Here is an 11,614-nt window from a genome sequence, read left to right on the forward strand (position 1 = left end):
GGCGGGGTGCCCCCGCCCCCCCCCGCCGATCACTTGATGGCGCCCTGGGTGAGGCCGGACATCACCCAGCGCTGCGCGAACAGGTACACGATGATCGCGGGCGCCATGGCCATCGTCTCTCCTTCGCGAAGGGGGTGCGCAGCGGGGGCTCCGGTGCGACGATGGACGTACAGGCAATATATTTAAGCCTTATCGAAAAGTATGGGGGAGGTGCCCAACGGTGTCAAAGGACCAAGGTCGCGGTGCCAGTTCCCCGCAGCTGATGCGCCGCGCCAACCGGCAGGCCCTGCTGCGCCTGGCCCTGCGGGGTGCCGCGTTCACCGCCGCCGATGCCATGGCCGCCACCGGCCTCACCCGCGCCACCGTGCTCGGGGTGTGCGCCGAGCTGGTGAGCGCGGGCTGGCTCGAGCAGGTCGACGGAGCGCCCGCCGGCGGGTCCGCGCAGCGCGGACGGCCCGCCCGGCGCTACGCCCTGCGATCCGCTGCCGCCGTGCTGGCGGGCGTCGACGCAGGGGAGCACACCCTCACTGCCCGGGTGGCCGATCTGTGCGGGCGCACCCTGGCGACCGTGCATCACCCGATCGACCAGGCCGAGCCTGATCCGTCGGCCGACCGCACCGCCATGGTGACTGCGCTGATCGACCGCGTGCTCGCGCGTGCCGGCGTGCCTGGCACTCCGCGCGTGCTCACCGTGGTCGGGGTCCCGGCCCCCGTGGACCAGCACGGACGCTCCCCGCACGACGACGACTTCTGGCAGCGGATGAACCCCGGGTTCGTCGACGCCCTGGGCACCGTGCCCCAGGACGGCAACCCCGGGGCCGGGCCCGGGTCTCCTACGCAGCGCGCCGCTGCGGGGGGCGCTGTGCTGGTGGAGAACGATGCGAACCTCGCCGCGATCGCCGAGCACGCCGGAGGCATCGGGCCGCACGTGGCGACCCTGATGATGGGGGAGCGGTTCGGCGCCGGCCTGATCGTGGACGGGCGCCTGCTGCGCGGAGCTTCCGGGGGTGCGGGCGAGATGCGGTTCCTCGACGTGGCCCTCGACGACGAGCGGGGCGCCGACGGCGTGGCCGCGCTCGCGCGCCGCTGGTCCCTCGAGGCGCTCGCCGGGGACGGCGCGCTCGACGACGGTGCAGGGGTGGCCGCGCGCTCGGAGCTGGCGCGCATCAGCCCCAAGCGGATCACGGCGGTGGACGTGTTCGCCGCGGCCGACCGCGGGGACGAGCTCGCACGAGCCGTGATGGATCGCATCGGCGACCGCCTGGCCCGGATCTCCGTGATCCTGGCGAGCCTGCTGGGGGTGGAGACGGTGGTGGTGGCCGGTGCCATCGCCGATGCCGTCGAGCCCGTGCTGGAACGCGCGCGCACGAGGATCCCGGCCCTCACCGGACCACCCCACCCGCGCCTGGTGGCCAGCATGCACGGCTCCGAGGTGGTGGTGCGCGGTGCGATCGAGCTGGCCCTGGCCCGCCTGCGTGAGGATCCGCTGGAATACCTCGACCAAGGATGAGGCCCACCTGGTGCGGAACCCCTGGAACGGAGCCTAGGGTGGTGTCATCGCACGCGAGCACCCGCCCCAGGAGCACCCCCATGACCGCGACCGACCGCACCGCCGACACCCCGAAGCTGCGCGCGGGGGTGATCGGACTGGGCTGGGCCGGGCGGCAGCACATCGATGCCTACGCCGCCGACCCGACGGTGGACCTGGTGGCGATCTCCGGCAAGGAGCAGCACCTGCTGGACCAGCTGGGCGACCAGCACGACATCGAGGGCCGGTACCCGGACTACACCACCATGCTCGCCGAGGCCCACCTGGACGTGGTCTCCATCGCCACCCCCACCTTCCTGCACGCCCCGATGACCGTGCAGGCCCTCGAGGCCGGCCTGCACGTGCTGTGCGAGAAGCCGATGGCTGAGACCGGGCAGGCGGCCGCCACCATGGTCGAGACAGCCCGTCGCACCGGGAAGGTGCTGGACATCGCCTTCAACCACCGCCAGCGCGGTGACGTCACCGCCCTGCGCGAGGTGGTCGAGTCCGGAGTGCTGGGGGAGATCTACTACGCCAAGACGGGCTGGCTGCGCCGCAAGGGCATCCCCGGCATGGGCACCTGGTTCACCAGCGCCGCCAGTGCCGGTGGTGGAGCGCTGATGGACATCGGCGTGCACATGCTGGACATGTCGCTGCACCTGATGGGGGAGCCGAAGGTCACGGCGGTCTCAGCCGCCACCCACGCCCAGTTCGGACCGCGCGGACGGGGCGGCAGCTCCTTCCAGACCTCCTCCGCGGTGGAGGACGTCCCCTTCGAGGTGGAGGACCTGGCCTCGGCGTTCCTGCGGATGGAGGGCGGCGGCACCCTGCTGCTGGAGACCAGCTGGGCACAGTGGATCCCCTACGACCAGGTGTACGTCACCCTCTACGGCTCCGAGGGCGGGGCCAGCGTGGAATGGGGCGGCGACCCCCGCCACCCCTATCAGCGTCTGAACGTATGGACCGAGGTCCAGGGGCTGCCCGCCGAACTGCGACCGGAAGTGGGCGAGCACGGCAAGCATGCCGCGGCGGTCGCGAACTTCCTGGAGAAGGTGCGCACGGGCGAGCCCGGCCAGCACGTCGGCGTGGAGGCTCTGCGCCGCGCACGCATCCTCGATGCCTGCTACGCCTCCGCGAAGCAGGGCAGCGAGGTCGCGCTCGAGCTCTGAGAGCTCAGCGCGCGACGTGCTCCCGTGCGGGAGGGCCCGCCGGGGCGCCTCGATGCGCCCATGTGCGCGACAATCACGCCAGCCCGCTGCCCACCCTCGCGCGGCCCGAAGGAGATCGGTTCAGTTGATCCAGCGCAGGCACCTGCTCGCCCTCCCCGCGCTCATCTCAGTCGGCACGATGGCTGCCTGCGGTGACGACAGCACGGGCAGCGGCACCGCGGCCCAGAGCTCCGTCGAGGTCTTCACCTGGTGGGCGCAGGGATCCGGGAAGGCCGGGCTCGACGCCCTGGTGGAGGTGTTCGCGACCCAGCACCCGGACGTCGAGTTCGTCAACGGCGCGGTGGCCGGCGGCGCCGGCTCCGCCGCCAAGGACCTGCTGCAGTCCCGACTTCGAGCCGGCGACCCGCCGGACACCTTCCAGGCCCACGCCGGCGCCGAGCTCAACGACTACATCGAGGCGGGCCAGATCCAGGACGTCTCGGCGCTCCTGGACGAGTTCGGGCTGCGCGATGCCATCCCCCAGAAGCTGCTGGCGCGCCTGAGCGTGGATCAAGCGATCTACTCGATCCCCTCGAACATCCATCGGTCCAACATGGTGTGGGGCTCCGCCACGGTGCTGAACGACGCCGGGATCGACACCTCCAGCCCGCCGGCCTCACTGGACGAGTTCCTCGAGCAGCTCCAGAGGCTCCAGGGCGCCGGCGTCACGCCGCTGTCGGTGGGGACGACCTGGACCCAGGTGCACCTGCTCGAGGCGGTGCTGATGGCCCAGCTGGGCGCCGATGCCTACAACGGCCTCTTCGACGGAGCCACCGCCTGGGACGGTGCCGAGGTGACCGCCGCACTGGAGAGGTTCGAGGCCATGATCGGTCACACCAACGCCGACCGCGACGACCTCGACTGGCCGGGAGCCACCCAACAGGTCATCGACGGCGCGGCCGGGTACAACGTGATGGGCGACTGGGCCATCGCCGCGTTCGAACAGGCGCAGCTGGCCTTGGGCGAGGATTTCGTGGCCTTCGAGCTGCCGGGCAGGGAGAAGGTGTTCGGCTTCCTGGCGGACTCGTTCACCCTGCCGGAGGGCGCATCCCACCCCGACGGGGCCAGGGCGTGGCTGGAGACCGTCTCCTCCGTCGACGGGCAGCTCGCGCTCAGTCTCGCCAAGGGGGCCATCCCGGCGCGCACCGACGTGGACACCGCCGAGTTCAGCGAGTACATGCAGAACGCCCTGACCTCCTTCGCGCAGGATGCCATCTGCTCCTCGATCGCCCACGGCGCCGCCACCTCGGTGGCGTGGCTGACCGCGATCAGCGAGGCGACCAGCCAGTTCACCACCGGTGCCTCGGATCTGGCGGGCTACCAGAGGGCGCTCGCGGATGCTGCGGGGTTCGGCCGGGGCTGAGCATTCGGCCGGGCCCCGCCTCAGAGGCGGTGCTTGACGCCCAGGCCGCCGTCGACCTGCTCTCCGACTCCGGCTTCGAGGTGGGCGCCACGCGCATCGTCGGCCACGACCTCAAGAGCGTGGAGATCGTGCGCGGCCGGATGAGCTACGGCAAGGCCGCCCTGTTCGGCGCCGGCTCCGGCGCCTGGTTCGGCCTGCTGATCGGCCTGCTGATGGCGATCTTCGTACCGATCGGCTCCCTGGGCACCGTGCTGGGCGCAGTCGTTTTCGGCGCCGTCTGGGGTGCGATCTTCGGTCTGATCGCCTTCGCGGCGCAGGGCCAGGACCGCAACTTCCACTCGCAGTCCACCATGAAGGCGAGCTCCTACACGGTCGAGGTCCCCTTCGACCGCGCCCGCGCCGCCCTGGACATCCTCACCAAGGGTCGCTGATCCGGCATACCGGCCCAGCGCTCAGCTGACAGGCAGTTCCTCCGCGAGGAACTGCCTGGTCTGCATCCAGGCCCGCTTTGCCGCCTGGGCATGGTGCAGGCCCGGGTGCGGGTTGTCGAAGGCATGCCCCGCGCCCTCATGCAGCTCGAACCGCACCTGTTCACGCGTCCCCGAGTCGGTGACCGCCTGGCGGATCTGCTCCACCTGCTCCATGGGTATGAAGGCATCGTCCGTGCCGAACAGGTGCAGGGAGGGCATGTCCACGGAGGCGGCCCGGTCCAGCAGCGTGGGCAGGGCGGAGCCGTAGTAGCTCACCAGCACCGCGGGTGCGCGGCCCTGCTCGCGCGCCGTGGCAGCGGCGGCGAAGGCCAGCCCGCCTCCGTAGCAGAAGCCCATGATTCCCACGTGCGCGGCATCGACCGCCTCGTGCCCGCGCAGCGCCTCGAGCGCCGCGACGGCGTCGGCCTCCGCTCGCTGCCAGGGCAGCGCCTGGGTGAGTGCGATGCCCTCCCCGAGCCACGCCTCGAAGTCCTCGCCGTCAGACAGGCCCACCACCGGGGGGTCCAGCCGCGCGAACAGCTGCGGGGCCAGCACCGCGCAGCCCAGCTCGGCCAGCTGTGCGCACCGCTGCTGCATGTACGCGGACAGCCCGAAGATCTCCTGCAGCACCACCAGACCGGGAACCGGTCGGTCGGCCCGAGCCCCGTTCGGGGGCAGCCACAGCAGGCCGGGCAGGTCACCGTCGTCGGTGGGGATCGGAAGCGTCGTCGCAGTCACGCCGCGAGCGTATCGCCAGGGCCGGGCGTGTGGCATACCCTTGGCTGGGCTGGCAGGACGGGCACCGGTGCCCGTGCCGTCGGCCCCGCGCCGTCAGCCCTCCGCGGCCGATGGACCCCGCTGCGTCCCATCCACGTCCAGGAGCCGCCATGACCACTCTCGAGGAGCGCTGGAGCGCCGCCTATGCCGACGGGGTGCCCCGCCACGGCCTGGACTACCCCGAGGGTTCCCTGGTCGACGAGTTCGATCTGGCCACCCGCACCTGGGCCCAGAAGCCGGCCCTGGACTTCTTCGGCCGCCGCACCAGCTACCGCGAGCTCGCCCAGCAGGTCGAGGCCGTCGCCGGCGCGCTGCACACCCTCGGTGTGGGCCCGGGCTCCACCGTGGCGATGCTGATGCCCACCTGCCCCCAGCACGTGGTCGCCTTCTACGCCGTGCTGGCCTGCGGCGGCACCGTGGTCGAGCACAACCCGCTGTACCCCGCCGTCGAGCTGGCCCCCATGTTCGCCGACCACCGGGCCGAGGTGGCGATCGTGTGGGACGCCGCCGCAGGCACCGTCCAGTCCCTCCCGCAGGAGGTGCGGCCCCGGGCGATCGTCGCCGTGAACCTGATCGAGCAGATGACGCCTGCCAAGCGGTTGCTGCTGAGCCTGCCGGTGAAGAAGGCCCGCGCCTCCCGCGATCAGCTCACCAAGCCTGCACCCGAGGGCACCATCCCCTTCGGGGGCCTGCTGCGCAGCAAGGCCCGCGCGCCTCGGGAGAACCGGCCCGGCCCCGAGGACGTGGCGCTGCTGCTGTACACCTCCGGCACCACGGGCGCACCCAAGGGCGTGCAGCTCAGCCACCGCAACCTGCTGGCCACCACCACGCAGTCCCGCACCTGGGTGACACCGCTGGTGCCCGGCCAGGAGGTGTTCATGGCCTGCCTGCCGCTGTTCCACGTGTTCGGCTGCTCGCTGTCCATGAACGCGGGGCTGACGGTGGGGGCGATGATCCACCTGATACCCAAGCCGGAGACGGGCCTGATCCTGGACGCGATCCGGCGCCGCACCCCCACCACCGTGATCGCCGTGCCGCCCCTGTTCGAGCGACTGGTCGCCGGCGCGAAGGAGCGCGGCATGTCGCTGCAGGGCATCCGCACCGGGATCGCGGGGGCGATGCCCCTGCGCCCGGACCTGGTGGACGCCTGGGAGGAGGCCACCGGGGGGCTGCTGATCGAGGGCTACGGCCTGACCGAGTGCTCCCCGATCGTGGCCGGCAACCCGGTAGATGCCTCCCGCACCCCCGGCTCGATCGGCGTGCCCTTCCCCGACACCCACGTGCGCCTGGCCGACCCGGAGGACCTGGACCGCGACGTCCAGATCGGCGAGGCCGGGGAGATCCTGGTGAAGGGCCCCCAGGTGTTCTCCGGGTACCGCAACCGGCCCGAGGAGACCGCGGCCGCGTTCCACGACGGCTGGTTCCGCACCGGCGACATCGCGGTGGCGAGCGAGAACGGGTTCCTGAGCATCGTGGACCGCCTCAAGGAGATGGTGATCACCGGCGGGTTCAACGTGTACCCCTCGGAGGTGGAGGATGCGATCCGCGGCCACGAGGGCATCGACGACATCGCCGTGGTGGGCATGGTCGACGAGCTGGGCACCGAGGAGGTGGTCGCTGCGATCGTCACGCCCGATGGGCTCCTGCCGGACGTGGAGGCGCTGCGCCGCCGGCTCAAGGAGCGGCTCACCGCGTACAAGGTGCCGCGCCGCTTCCACGTGCTGTCCGAGCTGCCCCGCAACGAGATGGGCAAGGTGCTGCGCCGCGAGGTGCGCGCCACGCTCGAGGAGCTGGACCGGCGCCGCCACCGCGAGGACTGAGCAGCCCGGCGAGTTCGGGTTCCGCTGAGCCGCGCCCTCAGCTGAACAGCGCCGGCGCCCTCAGCTGAACAGCACCAGCGCGTACAGTCCGAACACCATCAGGTGCGCGGCGCCGTGCATCGCGGTGACCCGCGGGGAGGTCGCCGTGACCGCGGTGAGTGCGAGGGTGATGCCCAGCAGCAGCAGGTTCGCTGCTGATTCGGCCAGCATCACCTGCTGGCCGGTGAGCAGGCCGATCACCAGCACGGTGGGGATCGTGAGGCCGGCGGTGGAGACCAGCGCCCCGTGGCACAGGTTCACCACGCGCTGCGTCTGCCCGCCCAGGGCCGCGCGCACCGCCGTGATCGACTCCGGCGTGAACACGATCATCGCGATCAGCACCCCGGCCAGTGCCGCCGGTGCGCCGAGTCGGCCCAGGCCGTCGTCCAGCAGGGCGGCCAAGTCGTGGGACAGCAGCACGATCGGCAGCACCGTCACGATCAGCAGCGCGGTGCGCGCCAGCAGCTCGCTGCGGTGCGCGGTGATGACCGCGCCGATCGCGGGGCGCTGCTCGATGCTCGCGGTCTGCTGCCCGGTGCTCGCCGTTTGCTTCCCAGTGCTCGCGGTCTGCTGCCCGGTGCTCGCGCCGATGTCGGTCCCCGTGGGCGCGGCGACCTCCTGGAAGTCGGTGGCCTGCGCACCTGTCTGCCGCCACAGGAAGAACCCGTACAAGCCCACCGTCATCACCGCCACCGTCAACGCCTGGACGGAGGAGTAGGAGCCTGCGGTCCCGATCGCGGCCGGCAGCGCGAAGGCCGTGGTGCACAGCACCACCAGAAGCGTGGTGTAGGCGAGGGCGCCGGTGCGGTTCGCCCGCAGGTCGCCGTGGCGGATCCCGCCCAGCAGCAGGCACACCCCCACGATCAGGTCCAAGATGATCATCGACACCGCCATCACCGAGTCCCGGGCGATGGTGGCGTGGTCACCGGGGCCCAGCATCACCGCGGCGATCAGCACCACCTCGATGGTGACGATCGACAGGGTCAGGATCAGCGTCCCGTACGGATCGCCCAGGCGGCGTGCGAGAGCTTCGGCCTCGTGGACCACCCCGAAGGAGCACAGCAGGATCACCGCGATGATCACGGCCAGCACGATGAGGAGCACGGGGCCGGCCACGGGTGGAGCGAGCAGGGGGCCGGCTGCGGCGAGGGCACCCACGGCGCCCCAGCCGATCACCAGGCGGGCGATGGCCACAGGCGTGAGGACGCGACGGAGAGGGAAGGGCAGCGGCATGCGGAGTGGGTCCTGTTCCGCGAGGCCGTCCTCGCCCGGGGCTAACCGGCCGGGTCGTCCCGGCCGGAGCGCCTGCTCAGCGGCGTCCCCTCACCGTAGACGATCCGTGGGGCGGGGGCATCCCTCGGAGAGGGATCTGACCAGGGTGAGCCGCTGCCCGCGGTGCGGTGCGCCCGGGGCCGCCCCTCTCAGATGCGGTCCTGGTCGCCGTCGCGAGGCCGGGTGTGCGGCTGCCCCTCCTCGCGCAGCTGCTCCTCGCGCAGCTGGTCCTCTCGCAGGGCGTCCTCAATGCGCTCGTCCTCACCGCCGTCGCCGCGGCGCAGGCCGATGGCGGCCCCGAGGGCCAGGCCCAGGATCACACCCAGGACGAAGCCCACGATCAGGCTGTCGAACCAGATCATCCCGACGGAGATCCCCAGGACCAGGCCGATGGGCAGCCCGAAGGGCAGCCAGGTGGCGTCGAAGGAGCGACGCGTGTTCGCGGCCATGGGTTCTCCATTCGTGGACAGGGCCGCAGGGGAGTGCGGCGGCCCCTCCACGCTATCCCCTCTCGGTGGCCCCGGTGGCGAGATCAGAGGTGCGCCTGGCCCTGCTGGGCGTCGTCGAGGTTTCCACGGGGCGGCATCATCGTGACTCCGTTGTCTCGCACAGTGCCTCGAACTGCCGACAGTGCCCCCGGCAGGATTCGAACCTGCGACACCCGCTTTAGGAGAGCGGTGCTCTATCCCCTGAGCTACGGAGGCGGGGCGGCGGGTCCATCCGGTCGGGACCGCCATCGGCCCTGCGCGAGGGCCTGGGACATCGTAACGCCCCGTGGGAGGATCGCCCCATGGCGAGCGATGACGACCACATCACCGGCCCGACGGTCGCGATCGTGCTGGCCGGAGGCGGCTCCACCCGCATGGGCGGGGTGGACAAGACCCGTCTGCCGGTGGCCGGGGTCGCGGCCCTGGAACGCGTGCTGCGCTCCGCCCCTGCGGATCACCTGATCGTCGTCGGCCCCGAGCAGGACGACGCCGCCGGGCTGCACGAGCGTCACGGAGCCCGCTTCGTACGGGAAGAGCCTCCCGGCTCCGGGCCCCTCGCGGCGCTGGCCAGGGGAGTGGAGGAGGCCCAGCGCCTCCTCGCTGAGAACGCGCCGTCCAGCGCTGACCGTGAGCAGCTCCGTACCGCGCACGAGCGGCCCGTCGAGGAGCACGCGCCCGCCGCAGCTGGCGCCCGCATCCTGCTCCTCGGCGGGGACATGCCGCTGCTGCGCACCGAGACCCTCGAGTCCCTGCGTGACCGCGATCCCTCCGGCACCCGCGTGGTGGCGCTGGAGGCCGATGGTCGCACTCAGTTCCTCTGTGCTGCCTGGCCGCTTGCCCGGCTGCGGGCCGCCCTCGATGCCGTGGCCGGCCCGGGCGGCGGCTGGGCGGACCTCAGCCTGCGCCGCCTCTATGCGGATCTGGGGCCTGATGAGCTGGTCGCCTGTCCCGCCGTCGGAATGGAGGGAGCGGACATGGACACCCCCGAGGATCTCGACCAGGTGCGCCGCAGTGCCGGGCCCCGCATCGCGGTGGCCCAGGTGCGCATCAGCGAGGACGTCGAGGAGAACCTGCAGAGCCTGCGCCGCGCCGTCGCCGAGGCGACCATGCGCGGGGCCCGGGTGCTGCTGCTGCCCGAGGCCACCCTCACTCCTTTCGGCACCGACCTGCGCGAGGCAGCCGAGCAGCACCATCCCCGCTTCGAGGCCCTCGTCGAGCAGCTCGCCGCGCAGCACGACCTGGTGATCGTGGCAGGCACCTTCACCCCTGCTGACGGGGACCGCGTGCACAACACCGTCATCGCACGCGGGCCCGGAGTGCGCGCCGACTACCGCAAGATCCACCTGTTCGACGCCTACGGCGCGCGAGAGTCCCAGACCGTCGCCCCCGGCAGCGAGCTGGTCACCATCGAGGTGGACGGCACCCCCCTGGGCATCGCCACCTGCTACGACGTGCGCTTCCCCGAGCAGTTCACGGCCCTGGCCCGCCGCGGCGCGCAGGCCATCCTGCTGCCGATCGCCTGGGCCGAGGGGCCCGCCAAGAGCGAGCAGCTGCGGCTGCTGCTGCGCGCCCGGGCGCTGGACTCCACCTGCGCGATCCTCGCTGCCGACCAGGCACCCGACCCGCACTACCGGGGACGCGCGCCGCGCGGCATCGGCGAGAGCGCCGTGATCTCCCCCCTCGGGCAGGTGCGCGCCGAACTGGGCCGCGAGGAAGGCATGCTGGTGGTGGATCTGGACCTGGCTGAGATCGCGCAGGCGCGGCTGGCGCTGCCCGTCCTCGAGCACGGCCGCGCCGCCGCGGCGGCATTGAAGGAGCCGCCCAGCCCGTCGGCGTAGCCTGGCCGGGTGCGCACCTCCACCCTCTCCCGCCCCGCCCCGCCGACCGCCGCCGCGCCTCGCGCGCTGTTTGCCCTGCTCGCCGCCATGACGATGGCGGCGGTGATGCTGCTGGGGCCCGTGCCCGCCCACGCGCACGACACGCTGATCTCCTCGGACCCGGCCGACGGCGCGACCCTGGAGGCATCCCCTGAGCAGATCACCCTCACCTACTCCGCGGACGTGCTCGAGGTGAGCCCCGTGGTCCAGATCAGCCCGGGTGGCGACGGGGAGCCCATCGTGCTCGAACCCGTGATCGACGGCGCCACCGTGACAGCGCAGATCACCGAGCCTCTTCCCGCCGGGACCCACACCGCCCAGTGGCGCGTGGTCTCCTCCGACGGCCACCCCATCGAGGGCTCCTTCACCTTCACCGTGGAGGGTGAGCCGGGTGCCAGTGGCGCAGGCTCAGGCGAGGAGGACCCCGCGCAGACGGACGGTGAGACCGGCGAGGGCGAGGCCGGTGCGATGGAGTCCGAGGACGCCCAGCAGGCCGAGGACGCCCAGCAGGCGGAGGACACCGACGCCCAGGACGGCGCCGATGCAGAAACCGCCGGGAGCGACACCGCCGACGGCACCACCCAGGAGCAGGGGGCCTCGACCACGCCGCTGCTGCTCGGCGTGATCGCCGCGGCTGTGCTGGGCGTGGCCCTCGCCGCCTTCTTCGCCCTGCGCCGCCGCTGAGGGAGGGGCGCCCCGAGCGCGCCGGTGCCGCAAGCCGGCTCGCCGGTGACACCGCGCAGCTGCCCGCACGGGACAGGACGACGCCCCC

At 72.4% G+C, this 11,614-nt stretch carries 10 protein-coding genes and 1 tRNA gene; 7 read left to right on the forward strand and 4 right to left on the reverse strand.

From position 1 onward, the window contains the following. Window positions 1-220 precede the first annotated feature (220 nt). From M3B01_RS13630 to M3B01_RS13645, 4 genes are all read left to right on the forward strand, one after another. Window positions 221-1,510 (forward strand): ROK family protein, encoded by a 1,290-nt coding sequence (locus tag M3B01_RS13630; protein ID WP_259792949.1) that lies wholly within the window; start codon window positions 221-223, stop codon window positions 1,508-1,510. Window positions 1,511-1,590: 80 nt separating this feature from the next. Next, the gene (locus M3B01_RS13635) at window positions 1,591-2,697 is read left to right on the forward strand and encodes a Gfo/Idh/MocA family protein (RefSeq protein WP_259792951.1); all 1,107 of its coding nucleotides are present in this window, start codon (window positions 1,591-1,593) and stop codon (window positions 2,695-2,697) included. Window positions 2,698-2,821: 124 nt separating this feature from the next. After that, the gene (locus M3B01_RS13640; protein ID WP_259792954.1) at window positions 2,822-4,099 is read left to right on the forward strand and encodes an ABC transporter substrate-binding protein; all 1,278 of its coding nucleotides are present in this window, start codon (window positions 2,822-2,824) and stop codon (window positions 4,097-4,099) included. A 29-nt stretch (window positions 4,100-4,128) separates the two neighbouring features. Beyond that, window positions 4,129-4,530 carry a general stress protein gene (locus M3B01_RS13645; RefSeq protein WP_259792956.1) on the forward strand — a complete coding sequence of 134 codons (402 nt, stop codon included), beginning with the start codon at window positions 4,129-4,131 and terminating at the stop codon, window positions 4,528-4,530. A 21-nt stretch (window positions 4,531-4,551) separates the two neighbouring features. On the opposite strand, the gene M3B01_RS13650 is transcribed toward M3B01_RS13645, so the two are convergent. Beyond that, window positions 4,552-5,307 carry a dienelactone hydrolase family protein gene (locus tag M3B01_RS13650; protein ID WP_259792959.1) on the reverse strand — a complete coding sequence of 252 codons (756 nt, stop codon included), beginning with the start codon at window positions 5,305-5,307 and terminating at the stop codon, window positions 4,552-4,554. A 149-nt stretch (window positions 5,308-5,456) separates the two neighbouring features. Here M3B01_RS13650 and M3B01_RS13655 point away from each other — a divergent pair, with 149 nt between their 5' ends. Continuing rightward, window positions 5,457-7,166 carry an AMP-binding protein gene (locus M3B01_RS13655; protein ID WP_259792961.1) on the forward strand — a complete coding sequence of 570 codons (1,710 nt, stop codon included), beginning with the start codon at window positions 5,457-5,459 and terminating at the stop codon, window positions 7,164-7,166. A 60-nt stretch (window positions 7,167-7,226) separates the two neighbouring features. On the opposite strand, the gene M3B01_RS13660 is transcribed toward M3B01_RS13655, so the two are convergent. From M3B01_RS13660 to M3B01_RS13670, 3 genes are all read right to left on the reverse strand, one after another. Continuing rightward, complete coding sequence (locus tag M3B01_RS13660; protein ID WP_259792964.1) at window positions 7,227-8,438, reverse strand: calcium:proton antiporter; 1,212 nt, start codon at window positions 8,436-8,438, stop codon at window positions 7,227-7,229. Between the two features lie 188 nt (window positions 8,439-8,626). Further along, the gene (locus tag M3B01_RS13665; protein ID WP_259792967.1) at window positions 8,627-8,926 is read right to left on the reverse strand and encodes an ABC transporter permease; all 300 of its coding nucleotides are present in this window, start codon (window positions 8,924-8,926) and stop codon (window positions 8,627-8,629) included. A 182-nt stretch (window positions 8,927-9,108) separates the two neighbouring features. After that, window positions 9,109-9,181 (reverse strand) — tRNA-Arg (locus M3B01_RS13670). Between the two features lie 86 nt (window positions 9,182-9,267). Here M3B01_RS13670 and M3B01_RS13675 point away from each other — a divergent pair. Continuing rightward, a complete protein-coding gene (locus tag M3B01_RS13675) occupies window positions 9,268-10,803 on the forward strand; it encodes a nitrilase-related carbon-nitrogen hydrolase (RefSeq protein ID WP_259792969.1) in 1,536 nt (511 codons plus the stop codon). A gap of 9 nt (window positions 10,804-10,812) precedes the next feature. After that, window positions 10,813-11,526, forward strand: a complete 714-nt coding sequence (locus M3B01_RS13680) for a copper resistance CopC family protein (RefSeq protein WP_259792971.1) — start codon at window positions 10,813-10,815, stop codon at window positions 11,524-11,526. Window positions 11,527-11,614: the final 88 nt, after the last annotated feature.

Origin of the sequence: Brachybacterium sp. p3-SID957, assembly GCF_025144775.1 — a bacterium.
In the GTDB taxonomy this organism is placed as follows: Bacteria; Actinomycetota; Actinomycetes; order Actinomycetales; family Dermabacteraceae; genus Brachybacterium; species Brachybacterium epidermidis.

What these genes read in the sequence shown, in the direction of transcription:
- M3B01_RS13665 (WP_259792967.1), bottom strand. Translation starts at nt 8,926, where the DNA reads ATGGCCGCGAACACGCGTCGCTCCTTCGACGCCACCTGGCTGCCCTTC.
- M3B01_RS13635 (WP_259792951.1), top strand. Translation starts at nt 1,591, where the DNA reads ATGACCGCGACCGACCGCACCGCCGACACCCCGAAGCTGCGCGCGGGG.
- M3B01_RS13660 (WP_259792964.1), bottom strand. Translation starts at nt 8,438, where the DNA reads ATGCCGCTGCCCTTCCCTCTCCGTCGCGTCCTCACGCCTGTGGCCATC.
- M3B01_RS13675 (WP_259792969.1), top strand. Translation starts at nt 9,268, where the DNA reads ATGGCGAGCGATGACGACCACATCACCGGCCCGACGGTCGCGATCGTG.
- M3B01_RS13655 (WP_259792961.1), top strand. Translation starts at nt 5,457, where the DNA reads ATGACCACTCTCGAGGAGCGCTGGAGCGCCGCCTATGCCGACGGGGTG.